Annotated in this window: 18 protein-coding genes; 14 read left to right on the top strand and 4 right to left on the bottom strand. The window is 46.4% G+C overall.

Translation table 11 applies throughout. The features are described 5' to 3' along the window. Positions 1–78 precede the first annotated feature (78 nt). Together MHH86_RS24945 and MHH86_RS24940 are read left to right on the top strand one after the other, a co-directional pair. Positions 79–1,842: a histidine kinase gene (locus MHH86_RS24945; RefSeq protein ID WP_036679602.1), complete on the top strand. Its 1,764-nt coding sequence runs from the start codon at positions 79–81 to the stop codon at positions 1,840–1,842. Beyond that, on the top strand, positions 1,829–3,481 hold the full coding sequence (locus tag MHH86_RS24940; protein ID WP_339814934.1) for a response regulator: 1,653 nt from the start codon (positions 1,829–1,831) through the stop codon (positions 3,479–3,481). The genes MHH86_RS24945 and MHH86_RS24940 overlap by 14 nt, the downstream gene beginning before the upstream one ends. Positions 3,482–3,559: 78 nt before the next feature. Here the strand turns inward: MHH86_RS24940 and MHH86_RS24935 are convergent, their stop codons facing one another. Beyond that, positions 3,560–4,387, bottom strand: a complete 828-nt coding sequence (locus tag MHH86_RS24935) for a TerC family protein (RefSeq protein ID WP_036679597.1) — start codon at positions 4,385–4,387, stop codon at positions 3,560–3,562. 662 nt (positions 4,388–5,049) lie between these two features. On the opposite strand from MHH86_RS24935, the gene nifB reads away from it, so the two are divergent. The 10 genes from nifB (at position 5,050) to MHH86_RS24885 (ending at position 15,983) form a co-directional block, all read left to right on the top strand. Further along, the gene (gene nifB / locus MHH86_RS24930) at positions 5,050–6,426 is read left to right on the top strand and encodes a nitrogenase cofactor biosynthesis protein NifB (protein WP_076223457.1); all 1,377 of its coding nucleotides are present in this window, start codon (positions 5,050–5,052) and stop codon (positions 6,424–6,426) included. 3 nt (positions 6,427–6,429) lie between these two features. After that, positions 6,430–7,299, top strand: coding sequence for a nitrogenase iron protein (gene nifH / locus MHH86_RS24925; RefSeq protein WP_235219430.1), 870 nt, complete (start codon positions 6,430–6,432; stop codon positions 7,297–7,299). A gap of 75 nt (positions 7,300–7,374) precedes the next feature. Then, complete coding sequence (gene nifD / locus MHH86_RS24920; protein ID WP_076179397.1) at positions 7,375–8,838, top strand: nitrogenase molybdenum-iron protein alpha chain; 1,464 nt, start codon at positions 7,375–7,377, stop codon at positions 8,836–8,838. Then, positions 8,835–10,376, top strand: a complete 1,542-nt coding sequence (nifK, locus tag MHH86_RS24915) for a nitrogenase molybdenum-iron protein subunit beta (RefSeq protein ID WP_076223455.1) — start codon at positions 8,835–8,837, stop codon at positions 10,374–10,376. Before nifD ends, nifK begins: the two co-directional genes overlap by 4 nt. A 77-nt stretch (positions 10,377–10,453) precedes the next feature. After that, complete coding sequence (gene nifE / locus MHH86_RS24910) at positions 10,454–11,818, top strand: nitrogenase iron-molybdenum cofactor biosynthesis protein NifE (RefSeq protein ID WP_036679585.1); 1,365 nt, start codon at positions 10,454–10,456, stop codon at positions 11,816–11,818. Next, positions 11,808–13,145: a nitrogenase iron-molybdenum cofactor biosynthesis protein NifN gene (nifN, locus tag MHH86_RS24905; protein ID WP_036679582.1), complete on the top strand. Its 1,338-nt coding sequence runs from the start codon at positions 11,808–11,810 to the stop codon at positions 13,143–13,145. The genes nifE and nifN overlap by 11 nt, the downstream gene beginning before the upstream one ends. Beyond that, positions 13,111–13,515 (top strand): NifB/NifX family molybdenum-iron cluster-binding protein, encoded by a 405-nt coding sequence (locus MHH86_RS24900; RefSeq protein ID WP_036679578.1) that lies wholly within the window; start codon positions 13,111–13,113, stop codon positions 13,513–13,515. Before nifN ends, MHH86_RS24900 begins: the two co-directional genes overlap by 35 nt. Further along, on the top strand, positions 13,499–14,065 hold the full coding sequence (locus MHH86_RS24895) for a DUF269 domain-containing protein (RefSeq protein WP_038573089.1): 567 nt from the start codon (positions 13,499–13,501) through the stop codon (positions 14,063–14,065). Before MHH86_RS24900 ends, MHH86_RS24895 begins: the two co-directional genes overlap by 17 nt. Positions 14,066–14,103: 38 nt before the next feature. Further along, the gene (locus tag MHH86_RS24890) at positions 14,104–14,856 is read left to right on the top strand and encodes a HesA/MoeB/ThiF family protein (protein ID WP_076223453.1); all 753 of its coding nucleotides are present in this window, start codon (positions 14,104–14,106) and stop codon (positions 14,854–14,856) included. Further along, on the top strand, positions 14,853–15,983 hold the full coding sequence (locus tag MHH86_RS24885; RefSeq protein WP_076223451.1) for a homocysteine methyltransferase: 1,131 nt from the start codon (positions 14,853–14,855) through the stop codon (positions 15,981–15,983). Before MHH86_RS24890 ends, MHH86_RS24885 begins: the two co-directional genes overlap by 4 nt. Before the next feature lie 92 nt (positions 15,984–16,075). On the opposite strand, the gene MHH86_RS24880 is transcribed toward MHH86_RS24885, so the two are convergent. The 3 genes from MHH86_RS24880 to MHH86_RS24870 form a co-directional block, all read right to left on the bottom strand. Continuing rightward, positions 16,076–16,966: a carbohydrate ABC transporter permease gene (locus MHH86_RS24880; protein WP_038573086.1), complete on the bottom strand. Its 891-nt coding sequence runs from the start codon at positions 16,964–16,966 to the stop codon at positions 16,076–16,078. Positions 16,967–16,993: 27 nt separating this feature from the next. After that, entirely contained in the window at positions 16,994–17,878 is an 885-nt protein-coding gene (locus tag MHH86_RS24875; RefSeq protein ID WP_036679565.1) for a sugar ABC transporter permease, read from the bottom strand. Positions 17,879–18,085: 207 nt separating this feature from the next. After that, positions 18,086–19,462: an extracellular solute-binding protein gene (locus MHH86_RS24870; RefSeq protein ID WP_036679562.1), complete on the bottom strand. Its 1,377-nt coding sequence runs from the start codon at positions 19,460–19,462 to the stop codon at positions 18,086–18,088. Between the two features lie 238 nt (positions 19,463–19,700). Here MHH86_RS24870 and MHH86_RS24865 point away from each other — a divergent pair, with 238 nt between their 5' ends. Beyond that, the gene (locus MHH86_RS24865; RefSeq protein ID WP_076212905.1) at positions 19,701–21,521 is read left to right on the top strand and encodes a sensor histidine kinase; all 1,821 of its coding nucleotides are present in this window, start codon (positions 19,701–19,703) and stop codon (positions 21,519–21,521) included. Then, on the top strand, positions 21,522–23,177 hold the full coding sequence (locus MHH86_RS24860) for a response regulator (RefSeq protein ID WP_036679554.1): 1,656 nt from the start codon (positions 21,522–21,524) through the stop codon (positions 23,175–23,177). The last annotated feature ends 37 nt before the right edge of the window (positions 23,178–23,214 follow it).

Genomic DNA, 23,214 nt, shown 5'->3' with positions numbered 1-23,214 from the left:
ACTGGACCTAAATATAAGAAGGAGCCTGAACATGGCTCCTTCTTTATTATTATTCGATAGAAGAGGGAGAAAATTCCAATGAAATCATTCTCCATCGGGTGGAACCCCGATTCCATTGTGATCAAGCTGATCGGAGCTTTCCTATTGGTCATGCTTCCACTCTGTGCGCTGAGTATATCTATTACCTACTATAGCTCCAACCAAATGCAAGCTGAAGTGGAGAGGGCGAACGAATCGAAGGTTCATTTTTACTATAGCCATCTTGAATTTGAGCTGCAACGGATAACGGGCTTAGTCACGGAGTACTCTCAGGATGAAACGCTGGCTACCTTCAGTACCCGTATTCCAATTATGAGCCGGTACGAAGTGGATTCTAATCTGAACAATATATACACCAAGCTAAAACAAATCAAAGAAACCAGTCCTTATATTAGTGATGTTGTGTATTATGTACCGGAAATTAATAAGCGGGTTAGCGCTGCGGTGGGGGTTAGGGATGTCACCAATGAGGAATGGCAAAGTCTGCTGGCCACTATGGGCAATCTGAAGGGCGCTTTATCTAAATACGAAGACGAGTTGTATTTACTGCGCAGTAATCCCTATAACCTGGATCGCAATCTTTCACCTAATTTTTTGCTGGGAGTGAAGCTTTCCTCGCCTGAGCTTGAGTTGCGTTTGAAAGAATTTGCTGTATCAGGGGGGAGCGATATTACGTTGGCCTTCGGCAATAACGATTATGTGATATCAACTTCTGACCAGAAGCCCAGGTTATTCCCAGTAGAGAAACCGCTAAATAGTGAAGATACTGTAAGTGTGCAGCGGTATCGTTATGATGACTCTTTTTATTATTCGCTCTACGATCACAGCAATAACTTTAGGCTGACCGCAAATATTCCCAACACGGTGCTCATGAAGCCGATTCATGTGTACTCATTGCTGCTGTGGCTGTTGTTCGTTGTCTCGATAGTGATCATTATCTTGTTCTCTTTATGGACGTACAGGATGATTCATCGACCGATGTCTATTCTTATCAGAGGGTTTAAGAAAGCGGAGCAGGGGCAGACGGGGATCTTTATTACTCACTCCCGCAGGGATGAGTTTGGGTATCTATATTCTCGTTTCAATGAGATGCTTAAGCATTTAAATACACTAATTGATGAGAACTACGTGCAGCGTATCCGGACAGGGGAAGCGGAGCTTAAACATTTACAATCGCAGATCACGCCTCATTTTCTCTACAACAGTCTATTTAGCATAAAACAGATGGCTGAGGTGGAAAATGTAGAGCTGATCAAGGAGTTCTCTGATTATTTAGGGCAATATTTTCGGTACATGACCCGGGATTCCGCCCAGGAGGTTACTTTGCAGCAAGAGCAGGAGCATGCTTTGGTCTATCTGGCTATACAACGGATTCGTTTTGGCGCGAGAATTAGAGCTGAAGTAGATGAGATTGCAGCGGATTGCCGGGACATCAAAGTCCCACGGGTCCTCCTGCAGCCCATTATTGAAAATGTATTCGAACATGGGCTTAAGCAAAAAAGCAGCAATGGCCTATTAAAAATGAGTTATGAAAAAGTTGAGCATACGCTGACTATTATAATAGAAGATAACGGTGACTCGCTTAGTGAGGACAAGTTAAATCTCTTGCAGCGCCAGTTCTCCGAGCAGAATGCCATTCAGGGGGAGATCACAGGTTTATTAAATGTAAATCAGAGATTGAGGATCAAATTTGGTTCTCCTTATGGCTTGCAGGCAGAGAGAAGTTGTTTGGGCGGGCTTTGTGTAAGAGTCAATTTACCGCTTAAAGGGGACGTGCAGGATGCAACGAATGATGATAGTTGATGATGAGCCTAATATTTTGGATGGGCTGTACGAATTTTTTGTAAAGGCAGATTTTAAAGATTTGGAGATCATAAAGGTTCATTCAGCGGATCATGCCATAGATTGGCTTAATACCGTAAAAATAGATATTGTGCTTAGTGACATCTGTATGCCAGGTATGGATGGGATGGCGTTAATTCAGGAAATTGTCGACCGCTGGCCGCGTTGTAAAGTAATTCTGCTGACAGGACATAATGAATTCGATTTTGCCCATCAGGCGATCCGAAATCCATGTGTAGTTGACTATTTATTGAAGACAGAGGGGATGGATAAAATTCGTGCCGCTGTGGAGCTGACTTTGGAGAAAATATCTTCAGAAGAGGATTATTTCTATAAAAGCCAATGGCTTCGCGATAAGCTCCCGCGTGCTCTGCCCCAGTTACAGCAGCAATTATTACACGATATTCTAAGACGCACTGAACGGATAGACCGGCAGAGCTTACAGGTTGAATTTGACGCCATTCAGCTCCCGTTCAAAGCGGATGGACCCGTCCTGCCTATTATTCTACGAATGGAGGCTTGGCGAAATTATGAAACGGCTTCAGACCGGAGCTTAATTCGTTATGCGGTAGCCAATATTGCGGAGGAGCTGCTCAGCGACAAAGTTGAAGTTAAGGCTGTGGATCTGGACCCGGGGACGATAGCTTGTTTTGTTCAGCCTAAAAGTGAAAGTGTATCCTCAATCAAGGAAGAAGAGCTCTGGTTAAAAACGCTCCGTTTCGTCCATGGAACCATGGAATCCGTTCAGCAAGCCTGTGGCAAATGTCTGCAACTATCTGTGTCTATTATCGCCAGTGATCAGGAAGTGCATTGGCATGAGCTGAACTATGCCTTGAACCGTTTACGATTAGCCATTTTTGATAGCCCCGGACTTGGGATGGAAAAGCTGCTGAGGATAAATACCAAGGAAGTGAGCCCAAGTCCAGGTTCTATGCATAATCGAAATGCAACAGCAGAACTACTGCTCGACTATTTAAAACAACGGCTGCTTGAAGGTGATCTCGATTGGGGCACATCTTTTCGCAAATGGGTGGAGCTCTCGGGGGAAGGTGGGCCGGAGGATCCTTTTTTGAGATTAAGATTAATGTCTGGGATCAGTAACACCCTGCTGCAGACTTTACAAGAGTTAGGTTTAACGGAAAAAGCCCATAGCGGTATGAATTTATCACGTATGTTATATTTTAATATCAATACACACTGGTCGGACGTCATCTCTTTTTATCACACGTTTTTTGAATGGATTATCTCGAACAGAAGCGCTACCTATAAACATGATGAATCGAATATCCTGTCCATGATCCACCAATATATTAAATCCCATCTGGCCGATGATTTGTCCTTAACCCGGATTGCGCAGGAAGTCTCACTTAATCCGTCCTATCTGTCACGCTGGTATAAAAGAACGACAGGGAAGGGGATTTCTGATTATATTCTGGAGAAAAAAGTGGAGCTGAGTAAGGAGCTGCTGCTTGGAACTGCTCTAAAAATGCACGAGATCTCCGGCCAGCTCGGGTTTAGTGATCAGCACTATTTTTTTCGATTCTTCAAAAAAACCGTTGGCTGTACGCCGCAGGAATATCGAGAGCAAAAACGAGGATAAATAACAATACCCCGAAAGACGTACACCTGTTCAGAAGGTGCATCTTACGGGGTATTGTTTGTGGCTGTATTTTAACGATTATTTACCGAGTTGTTTGTCTACTTCTCTAACCGGATTCTCGCCAACATTCTCTTCAACCTTGTGGCTACTCATAAACCAGCCGATTACAGCGATGAGTACAAGCACAACGTAGAAGGTGGCTTTCCACCAGGTACTATGAGCGAAATCTTCGGACAGAACACCAAGTGAAGGGTGCGCCAATGTAATGACTGAGAGCTTAACACCCACCCAACCTACGATAAAGAAGGCTGCAATTTCAAGTCCTGGACGGGAATGCAGCAGCTTAACGAAGAAGGAAGCTGCGAAACGCATAATGACCAGACCGATAAATCCACCGGCAAAGATGACGAGGAATTGTCCGCCATCGAGGCCTCCGATTTTTGGAAGACCACTTGCAGGAAGAGCAACCGCGAGTGCAACTGCGGCTAGGATGGAATCGACCGCGAAGGCGATGTCAGCGACTTCTACCTTCAGAACAGTAAACCAAAAGCTGGATTTCTTTTTATTGACCGCACCGTCAGTGCCGCTTTCAGCAGCTTCATCTGTGACGGGCTTCTTAAACAACAGTTTTCGGAAAATATGATTACCCGCGATAAATAATAAATAAATCGCGCCGATGGCTTGTACTTGCCAGATATCGACCAGATAGGAGATGACAAATAGCGAACCGAATCGGAACACGAAGGCCCCCGCTAATCCGTAAAACAGCGCTTTTTTTCTTTCCTCATCAGGAAGGTGCTTAACCATAATTGCCAATACCAATGCGTTATCTGCGGCGAGTAGTCCCTCTAGTGCTACCAGAACAAGCAATACCCAACCGTACTCTAATAATAATCCCCAATCCATTACTGTTGTCCTCCCTTTTTGAATGCAAATATCTACCAAAAGATATCTACCCTACCATTTTAACCAAATTTATATAAAAAAGACCTTTACCAAACAGATTAGCCTTTGGAATAAAGGTCTAACCTGATTGGTAAAGGTCTCGCTAACAATGTGAATTGCCAATAAAGCCGGAGAATATCCTCATATTCTCGTATTGACGACTTTATTTAACAGCTACTCCCCTTTACGGGATATATTAAATTTTTAAGATTATTCAATGTGTTCTTGCCTAAAGAGATCATATACGAGATGAAAGTCATTGTCAATAAAAGTTGCAGAAATAAATGGATTCTATCTTTTAAGAATCATTAAAATGGCCAGAAACATGACATGATGACGGAAATCAACAGAGATTGAATAAAAATGGAAACGGAAACATGATACATTTAGGTTATATAAACTAACATTTAATATGACGAAACTGCAAACGTAAGGAAAAACAGGGCTTAAAAAGGAAAAACTCGATTGACGATGTAGGTTGATGAAAATATGATGAAACTAATCAAAGCAATCGAACATGATTTGTGTTAACTAAAATTACATCAGTTGTTCTGTTGAAGTGAGTTTTACTGCGAAGAAGTACTAGAAGTTCATGCTGCATAAAACTTTTAGGAGGTGGGGAAATGCCGCAGACGTCATCGAGGTTATCCATTGAAGCAGAGGAGGAGCTCAGCCGCCATCCCTGCTACAGCGAGGAAGCTCATCGTTTTTTTGCTAGGATGCACATCCCGGTTGCTCCCGCCTGTAACATCCAATGTAATTACTGCAACCGAAAATTCGATTGTGTGAATGAAAGCAGGCCTGGTGTAGTTAGTGAAGTGCTAACTCCAGAGCAAGCTGAAAGAAAAGTGAAAGGTGTAGCCGCACAGCTGATGCAACTGTCGGTAGTTGGGATTGCAGGTCCGGGTGATCCGCTGGCGAATCCAGAACGAACCTTTGACACGTTCGAACGAGTCAAGCGGCAGGTGCCTGATGTTACCCTTTGCCTAAGTACTAATGGATTGACCCTTTACAGGCATGTAGACGCCATACTAGCGCTAGGTATCCGTCATGTCACGATCACCATCAATGCCATTGATCCCAATGTGGGCCGTGAAATTTATCCATGGGTTGTTGACGAAGGGATCCGGTACGAAGGAGAAGAAGCAGCGGAGCTGCTGATCAGCCGCCAGCTTCAAGGTTTGGAGCTGCTGGCACAGCAAGGCGTTCTTGTTAAAGTTAATTCCGTTATGATTCCAGGGATCAATGATCATCATCTCCCTGAAGTATCGCGAACAGTTAAAGCGCTCGGGGCAACTCTGCATAATGTGACGCCTTTAATTATCGCACCGGGAAGTCAGTATGAACGGGATGGGCGCAAGGCGCCGCGTCCTAAAGAACTGCACAACCTGCAGGAAGTGCTTGGGCGCGAAGGAATGAAGGTCATGCGCCATTGTCGACAATGCCGTGCTGATGCCATTGGGCTGCTAGGTCAGGATCGTAATCAGGATTTTATATTAGAAAAGATGGATGAAAATCCAGTTATAAATGAGCAAGCTAGAGCGCTCTTTCAACGTGAACTCGATGCCAAAATCCGTCAGCGTGTCAAAGCCAAAGAGCTAAGGCAGAACTCTTTCCAGCAAGGGCAGCACACCACCAAAGTCGCTGTTGCTACACGCGGTGGGGATAAGGTCAATCAACATTTTGGCCACGCGACAGAGTTCATGGTTTATGAAACAGATGGAGTAAGCGTGAAGCTGCTAGGTGTCCGAAAGATTCAGGCCTATTGCCACGGTAAAGCGGATTGTAATGGGGATAAGAATACCACGCTACAAGAAATTATTTCTATATTACAGGACTGTCAAATATTGCTCTGCTCTGGCATTGGCGATGTCCCTCGCGCCAGCTTAAATAAAGCCGGGGTATTGCCTCTGGTGCGTAAAGGTGAAATACAGGATGTGATTCTCGAAAGTGTGAAGATCAGCTCTTATTTTGAAAATATATCGATTTCGAAGGGATGATGAATGATGAGACAAATTGCTTTTTACGGTAAGGGCGGTATCGGTAAATCCACAACTTCGCAGAACACTTTGGCGCAGCTCGCCACTAAATTTGGTCAAAAAACAATGATCGTAGGCTGTGATCCTAAAGCGGACTCCACACGGTTGATTCTGAACACCAAAGCTCAGAATTCAGTGCTCCAATTGGCAGCTGAAAGAGGAACGGTTGAGGATTTGGAGCTTGAGGATGTAGTTCAGTTGGGATATGGCGACATTCTTAATGTGGAGTGCGGTGGACCTGAACCGGGTGTGGGGTGTGCCGGCCGCGGGATTATTACAGCGATTAATTTTTTGGAGCAGCAAGGGGCTTATGAAGGATTGGATTTTGTATCCTATGACGTACTTGGTGACGTGGTATGTGGTGGATTTGCAATGCCGATCCGTGAGAATAAAGCACAGGAAATTTATATCGTATGCTCCGGGGAAATGATGGCTATGTATGCGGCCAATAACATTGCGCGCGGAATTCTAAAGTATGCCAACAGCGGTGGCGTAAGATTGGGCGGTCTGATCTGCAACAGTCGTAATACGGACCGTGAGGATGAGCTCATTATGGAGCTGGCACGCCGTTTGAATACACAAATGATCCATTTTGTCCCGCGGAATAATGTGGTTCAGCATGCAGAGCTGAGAAGAATGACCGTAGCCCAATATAATCCTCATCATCAGCAAGCTAGAGAATATGAGATTTTGGCAGAAAAGATTCTGAATAACAATATGATGACAATCCCGACCCCGATTTCTATGGAAGAGCTGGAGGATTTACTCATGGAATTTGGTGTGATTGAGGATGAAGAGACCGCGCTGAAAAAGCTGAAGGCATCTGGCCAATAATTAGGTTCGTCCGGTGAACAGGAGTGGAGAGACGGCTGTTCACCGGATCACTCTAAGGGATGAGGAGGATTCAGAATGGGGCTAAATATCGAAGATAACCAAAAGATGCTCGAAGAGATTCTTGAGGTTTACCCGGAAAAGGCACGGAAGGATCGTCAGAAGCATTTTGAAATCAATAATGAAGAGTTAATAAACTGTGGCAAATGCGCCATCAAATCGAATATGAAGTCCCGTCCGGGGGTTATGACCCAAAGAGGATGTGCTTATGCCGGTTCGAAGGGCGTGGTCTGGGGCCCGATCAAGGATATGGTGCATATCAGCCATGGTCCTGTAGGTTGTGGACAATATAGCTGGGGAACAAGACGGAATTATGCCAATGGAACACTGGGCATTGATAATTTTACGGCTATGCAGGTGACGAGTGATTTTCAGGAGACAGATATTGTATTTGGCGGTGACAAGAAGCTTGAAGTCATTTGCCGTGAAATTAAAGAAATGTTCCCACTGGCTAAAGGAATTTCGATCCAATCAGAGTGTCCTGTGGGGCTAATCGGAGACGATATTGAAGCGGTGTCCAAAAAAATGTCTATCGAGCTAGGTATCCCGATCATTCCCGTTCGTTGTGAAGGGTTCCGTGGGGTTAGCCAATCCTTGGGTCATCATATTGCTAACGATGCGATCCGTGATTTTCTGATGGGGAAGAAGGAGCTTGCGGAATGTGGTCCTTACGATATTAATATTATCGGAGATTATAACATCGGCGGGGACGCTTGGGCTTCACGCATTTTACTGGAGGAAATGGGGCTGCGTGTTATTGCGCAGTGGTCTGGGGATGGAACCATCAATGAATTGGCGATCGCGCATAAGGCGAAGCTCAATCTGATTCACTGTCATCGCTCCATGAACTATATGGTAACGACGATGGAGAAAGCATATGGGATTCCTTGGCTGGAATACAACTTTTTCGGGCCGACCAAAACAGCTGAAAGCCTTCGAGCCATCGCCGCAAGGTTTGATGAGTATATTCAGGAAAATTGCGAGAAAGTCATCGCTAAATACACGCCACAAATGGAGGCGATTATCTCTAAATTTAAACCCCGGCTGGAAGGTAAAAAGGTCATGCTGCTGGTAGGCGGATTACGTGCCCGCCATACACTGGGGGCTTATGAGGATCTGGGTATGGAGGTAGTGGGCACAGGTTATGAGTTCGCTCACAAGGATGATTACGAGAAAACATTCCCTGAACTGCCGGAAGGCACTATTATCTACGATGATCCAACCGCTTACGAGCTGGAAGAGCTTGCGCAAAGACTTGATATTGATCTGATGGGCTCGGGTGTGAAGGAGAAATATGTGTATCACAAGATGGGTATTCCTTTCCGGCAAATGCACTCTTGGGATTATAGTGGTCCTTACCATGGCTATGACGGGTTTAAGATTTTTGCTAAGGACATGGACATGACCATTAACAGCCCAGTGTGGAGCTTGATCAATTCAGGGAAAACAGGATCACTCCCTAAAAAGGAGGCGGGCGTATGAAGGACAAACTGGAGATCCCGGATTACAATACATTATTTCAAACTGAACCCTATGTGAAGCAACGTGAAGGGAAAAAAGCATTCGAGGCACCCTGCAGTGAGCAAGAGACAGCAGAAGCATTAGCCTACTCGAAGTCGTCTGAATATAAGGATAAGAATTTTGCCCGAACCTCACTGGTAGTTAATCCTCATAAAGCATGCCAGCCCCTAGGAGCCTTGATGGCTGCGCTGGGATTCGAAAAAACTCTGCCGTTTATACATGGCTCCCAAGGCTGCACTGCGTATTTTCGTAGTCATTTGAGCCGTCATTTCAAGGAGCCAACCCCCGCGGTTTCTTCCTCTATGACAGAAGATGGTGCGGTGTTCGGAGGGATGAACAATCTTATTGATGGTCTTGAAAATAGTGTGGCGCTCTATAAGCCAGAGATGATAGCTGTATCCACTACATGTATGGCTGAGGTTATAGGGGATGATCTGCAGGCTTTTATATCCAATGCCCGCCAGAAGGGTGCAATTTCGAACGAAATTCCAGTGCCCTACGCCAACACGCCAAGTTTTTCCGGATCACATATTACAGGTTACGATTCCATGTTAAAGTCCATCCTCAGTACCTTGTTCATCCGCTCTGGGATTGAAGCTACCCCTGGCAGTGGAGAGGGAACTGGAGAGAAGCTGAATGTAATTTTAGGGTTTGAGCCTTATACGGGGAATTTTGCGGAAATTCGAAAAATCCTTGCCGCGTTTGATACAGGCTACACCTTCCTTGGTGACCACAGCAGCAATTTTGATTCCCCGGCTACAGGAGAATATTCCTATTATTATGGGGGAACGAAGCTGGCAGATGTGCCGAAGGCAGCTAATGCGTTGGGAACTCTATCACTTCAGAAATATTCTGTCAAAAAAACATTGGAATACATCAGCAGCACATGGAAACAACAGACCGTTGCGATGTCGACTCCACTGGGCATTCATGCGACAGATCGGCTCATAGAGTCTATCAGTGAATTAACGGGATTGCCCATTCCGCCTGAGCTTGTGGAAGAACGTGGCCGGGTAGTGGATGCTTTGCTCGATAGCCACCCTTATCTGCATGGCAAACGAGTGGCTTTAGTTGGCGATCCGGATTTGCTGATCGGCCTGATTGAATTCTGTCTGGAAGTCGGTATAGAGCCTATTCATATTGTGTGCTCCAATGGGGAAAACGGATTTAAAGAAGAAGCGAAAGCTCTGCTTGCTGCCAGTCCCTACGGAGCAGAAACAACGGTTCATATCGGAAATGATTTGTGGCATATGCGCTCGCTGCTGATTGATGATCCTGTGGATCTGGCCATTGGAAGCTCTCATCTTAAATTTGCTGCCAAAGATGCCGACGTTCCTTTGATCCGTGTAGGCTTCCCTGTCTTTGATCGCCATCATCTGCATCGTTATCCGATTATCGGTTATCAAGGTGCCTTGAACTTGTTAACTACTATAGTAAATACAATCCTGCAGGGGTTGGATGAGGATTCATCTGGCTTCAACCACGATCTTGTTCGTTAGTCCAATATTTATCGTAGTGACACTGAATAATTGAGCATTTTAAGAGTAAGGAGTATTCAGTTACGGGAGGTGGTACGATGGAGTCCATCAGAAACGATGTATTCGACGCGCAAGCTTGCGGGAGCTTAACTCCGAAATCGAAGCCATGTCCACGCCCCAAGCCGGGCGAAGCGGCTGGGGGCTGCTCCTTCGACGGAGCCCAAATCACGCTGCTGCCGATTATGGATGCTGCGCATCTCGTCCATGGGCCGGCTGCTTGTGCCGGGAATAGCTGGGAAAGTAGAGGGGCTTTGTCAAGCGGGCCATCACTTTCACAATACGGATTTACTACAGATCTCAACGATAACGACATTATTTTTGGCGGAGAAAAGAAACTTAAAGATAGCATTGACTATATTGCCGGGCGCTTTATGCCTCCGGCAATATTTGTATATGCGACCTGTGTGACAGCATTGATTGGCGAGGATTTGGATGCGGTATGCAAGGAAGCGGCAGGCAGATTGGGGCTTCCTGTGATCCCCGTGAACAGTCCCGGATTCGTAGGCAGTAAGAATCTTGGAAATCGGCTGGCTGGTGAAGCGCTGCTACAATATGTCATTGGCACAGGTGAACCAGAGATTGAGATTCCTTTAGGTGTGAATTTGATTGGAGAGTACAATATCGCGGGTGAAATGTGGGATATCGAGAAATTAATGAAGAGTGTTGGAATTACGCTAATGTCCAGAATTACAGGGGATGCAAGATATAAGGAAATTACATGGGCACATCATGCAAAAGTGAATATGGTTGTGTGCAGCCGTGCATTGTTAGGTCTGGCAAAAGAAATGGAGGCAAGATACCACATTCCCTATTTCGAAGGCTCCTTCTATGGGGCCAAAGAGACAACTTATTCCTTACGTCAAATGGCTTATTTGCTGAATGACCGTGAGATGGAGCGGCGTGTGGATCGGTTGACGGAACGAGAGGAAAACAGACTGATTCAGGAGCTGCGGCCCTACCGCAAGCTGCTTAAAGGAAAGAAAGCAGTTCTCTATACGGGTGGAGTAAAAAGCTGGTCGATTATTTCCGCACTGAAGGAGTTAGGCGTTCAGGTGGTAGGTGTAGGCACGAACAAAAGCACGGAAGATGATGTACGGCGTATAGCGGATCGTGTTGGTGATGACACCGAATATATTCCGGAGGGCGGGGCAAGCCGAATTATCAAAACCGTCCGGGATCGTAAGGCAGATATTATGATTGCTGGCGGACGGAATATGTATGTGGCAATGAAAGAGCAGATTCCGTTTATCGATATTAATCAAGAAAGACACAAGGCCTATGCTGGTTACGAAGGTTTACTAAGGCTGGCTAAGGAGCTGACGTATTCTCTTGCTAATCCAATCTGGAAGCTGGCTGCCAGTGCCGCTCCCTGGGATAAGGGGGAACCTTCCTATGACCGTTAACAAAAGGAGTAAACCGACTTCGGTTAATCCAATGAAAATAGGCCAATCCCTTGGTTCCGTACTGGCATTTCAGGGTTGCTACAAGGCATTACCTATTGTGCATGGTGCGCAAGGTTGTTCCGCATTTCCGAAGGCGCTGCTTACCCGGCATTTTCGTGAGCCTATAGCCGTACAGACCTCTGCTTTGCAGGAGATGGATGTAATCTTTGATGCGAATCGTAATTTAGAGGAAGCTCTAAATACCATACTCAGTAAACACCGACCAGACATTATAGGCATTATTGGGACTGAGCTGACGGATGTGGCAGGAGTGGATTATCAATCCATGCTCAAGACCTATAAAAGGGAGCGGAACATGCGGGGTGGGCTTGCTTTTTCCGTCACCTTACCAGACTTTCGTGGTTCATTGGAATCGGGGTTCAGCTCTACCGTGGAGGCGATGCTTGATGAGATGATCCAGCAGGTAGGCCATCGGGGTTCAAGGAGTGTAAATACACGTCAGATTACCCTCTTGCCGGGATCGTTTCTGACGCCGGGTGATGTGATGGAGCTGAAAGAAATGATATCCTCCTTCGGTTTTGAGGTAATCGCTGTACCTGATATTTCGACCTCTTTGTCTGGGCATCTGCTGACAGGATTTTCACCGCTGACAAGAGGTGGGGTGCCTCTGGATTCGATGCTGCAAAGCTTGCATTCGGGTCTAACCATTGCCATCGGCGGAAGTATGGAGCGTCCAGCTAGAAGACTGCATAATGCGCTGGGAACTCCCTACAAAGTATTCGAGAGTGCGATGGGGCTTAAAGCAACGGATGATATTTTGCAATTCCTGCATCAAATTAGCGGGGAGCCGGTACAGCTTCGTTATTGCTGGCAACGGGAGAATTTATTGGATAGCATGCTGGATGCTCATTTTCAATTTGCGGGGATGTCTGCACTTGTCGCGCTGGAGCCAGATCATTTGTATACCGTATCTTCTTGGCTCGAAGAGCTGGGGGTGGAGCAAAAGGCCCTGGTCACCTCCTATGAAACTCCTTTGGTGGTTGAGATGGAACGAGAGGTATGGGTCGGTGATCTGGATGATGTTGAGCTTTTGGGCAAAGGTGCAGATTTATGGATCGGTAACTCACATGGGATAAATGGAGCGGCGCGGTTAGATGCTGCTTTTATGGCGGCTGGATTTCCCGTTTGGAATGAGCTTGGTGCTTATATGGCCACCTCTGTAGGGTATCGGGGAGCGATGGAGTGGTCGAATAAAGCGGCGAATCTGTTAATGCGAAGGGAGGAGGAACATCGTGAAAGTAGCATTCGCTACAGAGGATGGAATTAGAGTGAATGCCCATTTTGGGCAGAGTCCGATGTTCGCAATTTATAAAGTTACCAAAGGTGGCGGGGAGCTTATAGGTCTTCGTAAACTGCCAACGATTCTCAATCAGGATGAAGCAGGCAAAATAGAGAGTCGTCTGGAGGTGGTAGAGGATTGCACGCTAATATTCATCATGCAGATTGGAGCCTCAGCAGCGGCAAGAGTCACACGTCGTAAAATTATGCCGGTAAAGGTTCCACCAGGCAGTCCTATTGATGAGCAAGTGAAGCGGATTGTTGAAATGCTACAGGGCAAACCACCGATGTGGCTAGCCAAGGTATTACATGCTGAAAATGAAGCGGAAGGGGCGAGTGTAGATGGATCCCATAGCTAATGAGAGTGCTGCATTAATGGGCCGGGTTGCTCCGGAAGCGGCAGTATTAAAACGCCGTTGTCGAACCACGGAGAAAAAGCTGGATAAAGATATAGCAGAGATGCTCATACGCCGGTTGTGTCAATTGCTTGATACAGAAGACTTTTTTGGAAGGCATGCTTCTCTTTCACCACAGAAGAAGATCGAACGATTGTTTCTCGCTTCCCCTGAAGACAAGAACAAATCTGATTTTAACTGCGCGGTTTCTCCAAAGGTCCGTTTGCAGGTTCCTCTCTTGTTTCAGGCGGTGGCGGGCGTGATCGAGGAGAAAAGTGGGGTTCTGGTTCAAAGCTCTTCTGAAATAAATGGGGAAGGATTTGGGCGTGCTCTTTTATATAGTGATCGGATTATTCTTGTGTTAAAAAGCTTGAGAGCAGGTTTTCCGTTTCCTTTTACCTCGGAGGATAAAGTAATTCGCTACGGCGTTGCTTGTGTAGAAGAAGGGCTGGCCTTTATGGATAAATTTAATGAAATGACAGCTCTCTATGGAACGGATGGTCTGGAGGGTTAGATTCCAATGATGCAGCTCAGCCACAGGGAGGGAGCAAAATGGAGCAGCTTGTAGGCGGCACCGAACTGGAACGATACGCACGCCAATTGAAGCTGCTTGGAGAAGGCGGGCAGAAAGCGCTAAAAGAAGCTACAGTGATGATTGCTGGAATTGGTGGGCTTGGAGGCACTGCCGCACTTTATTTAGCTGCTGCCGGAATCGGCAAGCTGATCTTGGCGCATGAAGGAAACATTGTGCCTCCAGATTTAAATCGACAGATTTTGATGGACAGTGATCATTTGGGTATGGAAAGGATGAGCACAGCAATTCAGCAGCTAAAACGTCTGAATCCAAATGTTGAAATTGAAGGATATAATTCGAAGATTGAATACAATATGGCAAAACCTTGGGTAGAGCAAGCTAATATAGTGATTGATGCACGGTATGATTTTCCGGAAAGATATACGTTGAACCGCCTATGTGTAGAAACCGGCACGCCAATGATAGAGGCGGCGATGTATGGATTTGAGATTTCACTAACAACGGTTATACCTGGTGAAACCCCTTGCTTAGAGTGTCTTTATCCGGATGTTAATCCAGAATGGGAACCGTTTGGCTTTCCAGTATTGGGAGCAACCTCCGGAATTGCGGGTTGTCTGGCTGCGTTGGAAGCCGTAAAATGGGTTACAAGGGTAGGGACGACTTATGCGGGCGTAATGCATCGCTTCAATTCACTCGACTTCGCCTGTTACAGCGTCCATATTACCCGTAATCCGAATTGCACTTGCTGCGGAGAGGAAGGTAAACCGTGAAAAGTCTCAGGCTATGTGACACGACACTTAGGGATGGTGAACAAGCGGCTGGAGTTTCATTCACGAGGGAAGAAAAGCTGGAAATCGCAAGGTTGCTGTCGGAATGCGGAGTGGAGCAAGCAGAGGTAGGAATTCCTGCCATGGGCAAGCAAGAGCAAGAAGATATTGCGGCTATCGCTGATTTAGGTCTTCCTATGAAGATGATGACCTGGAATCGGGCCTTGGAAAGTGATATCGACAAAGCATGGGCGACGGGTGTGAACTGGAGTCATGTATCGATCCCTGTCTCGGAAATTCAATTACAAGGTAAGCTAGGTTTAACACCTGCCAAAGGTCTGACAAGATTACTGCATGCGACGGAATATGGTCAACGGCTAGGAATGACTGTGTCGGTGGGGATGGAGGACTCTTCAAGGGCAAGTATGGAGTACTTGGTTGAACTGGTAAATACATTATATAAAGAAGGCATTCGTTGGTTCCGTTATGCAGATACGGTATCTGCTCATCATCCGGGTCAAATGGCAGAGCGGGTAAGCACATTACTTAGTGCTGTTCCTGCAGATGTAGAGCTTGAGGTACACTGCCACAATGATTTTGGTCTTGCGGCAGCAAACACACTTAGCGGTATTGCCGCGGGTGCGGTCTGGGCAAGCACTACGGTGGCAGGGATTGGTGAACGCACCGGGAATGCAGCAATGGAAGAAGTAGTGATGGCTTGGCGTTATCTTTATGGCGGGGAGAACAGCGTGCGTCCAGAGTGTCTGAAGGGGGTGGCGGATAGGGTGATCGCAGCCTCGGGCCGAAGTGTCGGCGATGCCAAACCAATCGTCGGATCACTCGCCTTCACACATGAATCTGGGATACATGTTGACGGTTTGTTGAAAGAAACAGCCACCTACCAGACCTTTGATCCCACTGAGGTGGGGAGAGCACATCATTTTGTGTTAGGTAAACATTCCGGAAGTGGTGGAATCATGCATGTTCTGAACGCACATGGTTTAGAGGTTAGTGCGGGAACCGCGGGACGTTTGCTGGAACGGGTGAGAGATTATGCCGAAGTTAATAAAGTGAATGTGCCAGAACTCCTCTTGGTTGAATGGCTGAGGGAGGATTGGCAACGACCGTAAGAGATATCAGTAAGAATGAATAAAGGCTGACAAGACGGGTACGAAACCTGTCTTGTCAGCTTTTTTATGTTGTTATGATTAAGTTTATTGTGTTAGCCCTTAACCGCCCCGGCGGTAATTCCCTTGGTCATCTGTTCTGTGAAGAGCAGGTAGATCAGGATGGTTGGGATAGCGATGATCGTCATAACCGCGAACTGTGCACCATAGTTGGATGAATACTCACCAGTGAATTTCATAATGGAGAAGGGAATCGTCTTAAGATCTTCCGAGGTGAGGAAGGTGTTCGCCATAATGAATTCATTCCAAGTGCTGATGAAATTGAGTACACAGATGGTTGCCAGCGCCGGTTTGGTGATGGGCAGGATGATACGGAAGATTAACCCGTAAATGCCACTGCCATCAATAACGGCGGACTCTTCAATAGCCCGTGGGATGGTCTCCAGGAACCCGGTCATAATCAGGACACTCATGGGGATGACAATGGCTGAGTAAGGCAAAATCAATGTGTACATATTGTTCAGCATCCCAAGCTTGTTAAACAGAATGAAGTTTGGCAGCAATGTGGCGTGAATGGGAATGATCATGCCTAACATGATTAGAGAGAGGACGATGCCACTTAGCTTCCATTTCATCCGGGTAAACGCATATCCCATCATCAGGGACACCAGCGCAGAGAGCATAACAGTAATCACTGTAATGATAAGACTGTTGGCAAAATAACGTGGCACACGCCCGTAGGTAAAAGCGTTTCGATAGTTCTCCCACTGGGGTGGAGAGGGCCATTTCAGAAATGAGCTTCCAAAGAACTCACCGCTCTTGAGCAGGGAATAATCGATCAACCAAATAAGCGGAAATAACTGAATCAACGCCATGATACACAGGAACACCATCATTAGGATTTTGCCCGTTGTAGGCTTTCTGCGTTCTTGTTTGTGAAGGTTTAGCTTAGGGGGTGAAGCGGCAGGCGATAAGGAATTATTCATAGGATTTCCTCCGGTTACAGGGTTTCTTTAAAATTCTCCGATATCTTTCTTTAAAATCTTGTTGAGGATAACGGTTAGGATCAGGCAGAACACAATAAACAGAATCGAAATGGCATTACCATAACCGTATAGCGATGATGAGAAGGCAGTTTTGTACAGATAGTTCCCTAGGAACTGTGTGCTATTTGCAGGGCCACCGTTGGTCATTAAGAATACGGTTTCCATTTGCTTAAGGCAGGTGGTGACGGCAATGATGATGGCAACCCGCATCATCGGCGAAAGCAGCGGAATGATGATACGCGTGTAGAGGGTGAAGTTGTTGGCGCCGTCGATTCTTGCGGCTTCGCTTAAATCTTCCGGAATGCCTTGCAGACCTGAATAATACAGCAGCAGTGCATACCCAAAGCCTTGCCACATAACAACAATGATGATGCACCAGATGGCCGTCTTTGGATCACCGAGCCAATCATGCGTAAGTGCATCCAATCCAACTCCGCTTAGCAGCTTGTTGAGCAGTCCGTAGTTTGGATGGAAAATTCCGGTCCACAGCTTGGCTGTAACGACGACGGAAATTACAGCGGGGATAAAAAAGATCGTCCGGAATATTTTTTCGTATTTGCCGGAATTGGTTAGGAATATCCCCATGAGAATGGCAAAGGGATGTTGTAAAAATACAGTGGCGGCGGTCAGGAGCAGGGCATTGACTAGCGATCTCCAGAACACTTTGTCATGAAATAGAATTTCACGGTAGTTATCAAAGCCGATGAAATTGTATTTGCCGATTCCGCCCCAATCCGTAGAACCGTAATAAGCGCTCATGAAGATAGGGATGCAGATCATAAAAGCAAATAGGAACAGTCCAGGTGCGATGAGTAAGAATATCGCTTTTTTGTCGCTTAACACTCTGTGCATGGAAATCTCCGTCCTTTTAAAGAGTAATCTATCTATTACCATCGTAACGGGAAGCCAGGCACCGGAACATGCCGTAAATTTCAGATCGGTGTATACATTTTTTCGAAAACAAAACCCCGGCCTCTGGGGGAAGCCGGGGTTTGCGCACTGCCATCTATTAGGTTACTTCAGGAGCGCTAAGGTTCATGTTTTTTGTAGTTCTCTGGTTTATTTACCAGCGAATTTATCGGATGCAGCATCCAGTGCTTTGGCGAATTCCTCAGGGGTAATTGCATCAGAAAGCAGGCTTTGATGCGCCTCCATTACCTTTTGCTTGAACTCATCGTCACCCACATCCTGCAGTGGAGTACCGCTGGAAGAGGTCATGGAGCTGAATACTTCAATCAATTCTTTTTGCAGCTGGGTTTCGTTACCCGTTAGGAATTGATCGAATTGCTGCGCAGGTGTACCCGCGCCGGCTTGCCATAGCATTTTAGACCAATGCTCTGGAGCGAAGAAATATTTCAAGAAATCAACAGCGGCTTCAGCATGTTTGGAATTTTTGCTGACTGCATATCCACCACCATACCAAGCGGCATCATCGGTTGCTTTACCTTTATCTGAAGCTGGGAAAGCGAAAGCACCTACGTTATTGCGGAATTCTTCAGAGAAGTTCTCGTCTGTTGCCAGACCCGACTCCCAAGCGCCCATAAAGAACATGGCAGCTTGCCCTTGTCCGAACAAGTTGCGTGCAGCACCGTAATCGGCAGTCAGCCAGCCATCGGCAAAACCTTTAGCATCGGCAAATTGCTGCATTTCAGTTGCGGCTGCAACGAGACTAGGATCTGTAAAGGATATTTTACGCGCAACAGCTTCATCCATTGTATTGAAATCGCCAGTCTGACGTTGGGCTACAAATTCATACCAGATAGGCAGTGTCCAAGCGTCCATACCATTCATAGCGATCGGGTTAATTTTCTTGGCACGAAGTGTTTTGACGGCGGCAAGCAAATCATCTGTGGTTTTTGGAACCTCGATGCCGTTGTCAGCGAATATTTTTTTGTTATAGTACATGACCATGTAGTCGGCACCACGCGGCAAGCCGTAAAGTTTACCATCTTTACTGAAGCCGTCCATGGATCCGGACACAAACTGATTACCTTCGAAGTCAGCGCTGTTCAGTTCAAGCAGCAGATCGTTATCCAGCAGGGGACTCAGGAAGGAGGGCTGACCCCAGGCTTGAATGATATCAGGCAGCTGATTGCTGGAGGCATACACTTTGATTTTTGATTTGTAAGGCTCATCTTGAAGCGCTTCCACTTCAATCTTGACGTTAGGGTTCTCTTTCATGTAAGCATCGATAATGTCTTGCTCTACCTTACCTGAACCATTTGCCCGATCCGCGAGCGCGGTGAAGAACTTCAGTGTGATTTTTTCGGCGGGTGTGTTTTCCCCTGCACTTGCTGTTGCTTCGGCAGTAGCTTCGGCCTTGTCATTTGTAGGTGCATTGGTAGCTTTCGCATTGTTATTTCCGCCACCGCAGCCTGCGAGCAGAGCTGGTAGCATTAGACTCATAAGTGCTAGCTTTATTCCTTTACCTTTCATCAAAAACCCACCTTTTTTATGAGATATATTTCCACGAGAACGGCTGTCATCAAACGAGGACGACAATGTCGTTTCTTCTTGCATCCCCATCTTAAGAGTTTATGACCGATAGAAACATGGTCCATATTTAAGAACTATGTAGGCATTTTTCAGTGATTGTAAAAAGCTGGTTCAGGGTTTAATGATTTCAGTTATACTTGGTTTACACATTTATTGATTATACATGAAGGTGGTTCTCATGAATCGAAACATCCGCTTATTAAGCCGTTATCGCCATCTTCCGCTCCAGTTTAAGCTGTTATTATGGTTTGTGCCGCTGCTTCTCGTGACTATATTCGCTATGGGGTGGAACTCCTATCAGATCTCTTCGCAGCAGGTGGTGGAGAAAATGAAACAGTCACAGGATCACCTGACCCGAAAAACAGCAGAGCAGATTGATGAGATGGTGAGGGGAATGATTTCTTTTTCCAATACACTCTTTCTGGATGAAAGTGTGCAGCGGCTCTTAGTGTCGTCAGAAGCACAAAAAGAACGAAATTCCGTATTTAAAACGGTCACCAACCTGATGGTCGCTGGCAACTCGATTCAATCCCTGATTCTATACTCTTTGGAAGACCAGAATAACGGGGCGGAGCCTTTTGCTGCGAACCAAGCCGGATTGACAACTGGCATGAAGTTCTCTAACTTTATCCAAACCTCGTACTACAAGGAAGCCGTTGAAGCCGCAGGTAGTCCAACCTTTGGATTGTCCAGACCCACGGATGGCATATTTGTTGGTGATCATTATCATAAGATTGTACTTTCCAGAATTATCAAGAATGTATATACTTTAAAACCGGCAGGGCTTGCGGTGATCGGGGTCGATGCTGGTAAGATTGGAAGCCAATATCTAGACAACTCTGAAGATGATGTAGATATGTTTGTGGTAGATCGAGACGGGCTCATCATTACGGCTTCTAACAAGAGCTGGATCGGCAAAAGAGATCTTGATCTTCCGTATTTTGCGGACAGCGATCCTAAGTTGAGCCTAAAGGAGAGGCTGGAGTCTACAGCGGATCACAAACAGTGGATTGTCTCGCATCTGCAGTCAGAAACGACGGGTTGGTATGTAGTGGTGGTGCATTCCAAACGGCAGCTTGTCAAAGAGCTGGGACAGATTTCACAGGTCACGGTGACGATCGCTTTTCTGTGCTTAGCAGTTAGCTTAATGGTTACCTGGCTCGCCGCCGCCTCAATAACGAAACCGCTGAAAAAGCTTTCCCGCTCCATGCGCAGATTGCAGACAGGGGATTTCACGCAGCGCGTATTTTTTGAAGGAAATGATGAGATTGGTCTCTTGGGCCATGGTTATAATCTAATGGTGCAGCGGATCAAATCGCTCATCAATGATGTATATGCCTCCAAACTGAAGCAGCAGGAAGCAGAATTGAAAACGCTTCAGGCGCAGATCAGGCCGCACTTTTTATATAACACGCTGAATACGATTTGTTGGGAAGCTGAGAAGAAGGGCGACAAAGAAATAGCGGATATGGTCTATTCGCTTTCTCAAGTATTCCGGCTGAGCTTAAATGATGGGCGGGATACGTTTACATTAGAACAGGAAGTAGAGCTTGTGACGAATTATTTGTTCCTGCAAAAAAATCGGTTTCGAGAACGTTTTGAGTTCGAAATTGCCTTGGATGAGAGTATCAAGGATTTCACAGTTCCGAAGCTGCTGCTCCAGCCACTGGCGGAAAATGCAGTGATTCATGGGATCGAGCCACTGGCTGGAAGTGGACTCATCTCGATTCGCGCCTTCCGCAAAGATAGAACTATTGTGCTCGAGGTTCAAGATAACGGGGTGGGAATCACGCCGGAAAGACTTCAGGAGCTACATCAGCGTTTAGCGAGAGGAAGCTCTATTTCGGAGGAAGAGGAGAATGCTGGACGTTCGGGGTTTGCACTCTCGAATGTACAGGAACGTTTAGCTTTGTTTTTTGCCGGAGCCTCATTGCAAGTAGAGAGTGTAGAAGGAGCAGGCACACGTATTATCATTCATATCACTGTGGAGGGTCCCTAAATGATGAAGCTGAAGCTGCTGATTGCTGAAGACGAAGACACCATCCGTGAGGGTATCGTCAATATGATTGACTGGGATTCGCATCAGATTGAGGTAATGGGCGAGGCGGGGAACGGAAGTGAAGCGCTGGCTCTGATGGAGTCTGAACAGCCGGATTTATTGTTAACGGATATCCGCATGCCGCAGATGAATGGTCTGGAGCTAATCGAAGCGGGACGGCGTCGAGGTTACGACTTTCGCTCGATTATTTTATCTGGATACAATGAGTTCTCTTATGCAAAACAAGCGATTGCGCTGGGGGTTGTCGATTATGTGCTGAAGCCGTGCCGGCCGGAAGAAATTCTGAAGACGGTACTCAAGGCTAAGGAGCTAATTGAAAGGCAGCGTTGTCAGGAGAATGAACAGCTAAAAAGAGATCGTTCCTGGCATAAAAATGCACCGCTTGTCAAAAGCCAAGTGCTGTCCCAATGGATTCATCATCCTCCGGTTCCGCTGGAGCGGCGGCAGGAGCTGATCGGTGAATTAGCTATGGCTATTAGCCATGAAGGTCCGCAGATTGGGCTGGTCAGCTTTGATTTTGATCCTCCCTCTGCCGGTGGGTCTGGACAGGATTTTGTACTTTTACGTTACGCGGCCCTAAATATTATTAGTGAGACCTTGTCTCCTATCTATAAAGGAAAAATCGAGACCTTTCATGATGGCAATCTCCTGCTCTGGATCGGCAGTGGTTTAGCTGGAACGGATTCCCGCAAGTCTTACCGAACCCCCATCTATTTAAAAGAGCAAATCGGGATGCTGCAAAGCAATCTGGAGAAATACCTCAAGCTGTCAATCAGTATTGCTGTAGGCTCCTGTCGTGCGGATATTTCGGAAGCTCACCTGTCTTATAAAGAAGCGCTTCAGGCCATGGAATCCCGCTTTCTGAACGGGAAAGGCGGCGTTTATTTTTATACAGAAGGCTCGGGAGTTATTGGGGGTGGCGCACAGGAGATCGGGATTTTAGATGATCCTGAATTAAATGTGCTGGAGGATGAGATGCTTGTGGCAGTCGGTGCAGGAAGTAATGAGCTTGCCCTCGATCTACTGGAGCAATGGCTGGAACGTTTTCGCGGAAACCCCGGATGCCTCAAGCAGGAGGTGAATATTCGGGCAACAGCTTTTGTCGTTCGCCTTAAGAGGCTTGCGCAGGAAAAACAAGTAGCTGGATTCGAATGGAAGCAGCATTTGGTCAATTGGATGGAGCAGGCACCACAGATCGAGACGCTGGAAGAATTGTCTACGATCCTGAATAAGATCATGCAGAATGTGGTGGAGGCTTTTTCTAAACATCGCCCTCTGCATCGAACAGTAGTTACAGCGCTCGAGATCATCCGTAACAAATATAATACCAATCTGTCTCTGGAATATGTTGCGAAGGAAGCTTATGTATCTAATACTTATTTAAGTTCACTGTTCCGCCAGGAGCTGGGTGTGAATTTTCTCGATTATTTGCATCAATACCGGGTAGAAGAGGCAAAAAAGCTGCTCCGCCAAAACTTAAAAATGTACGCTGTTGCAAAGTTAGTAGGCTACGGGGAAGAACGCCACTTCAGTGCTACTTTTAAGAAATGGACCGGACTTACGCCCTCACAATATCAAAAGGGACTAGGGAAGTAGGAGCAAATTGTTATCTACTAGGCTTTGTGTGGTTAAA

It is taken from the genome of Paenibacillus sp. FSL F4-0097, from assembly GCF_038593125.1.
Classification (GTDB): domain Bacteria; phylum Bacillota; class Bacilli; order Paenibacillales; family Paenibacillaceae; genus Paenibacillus_AQ; species Paenibacillus_AQ odorifer.
The sequence above is the reverse complement of the archived record's forward strand: the minus strand, read 5'-3'. Positions and strand labels throughout refer to the sequence as shown.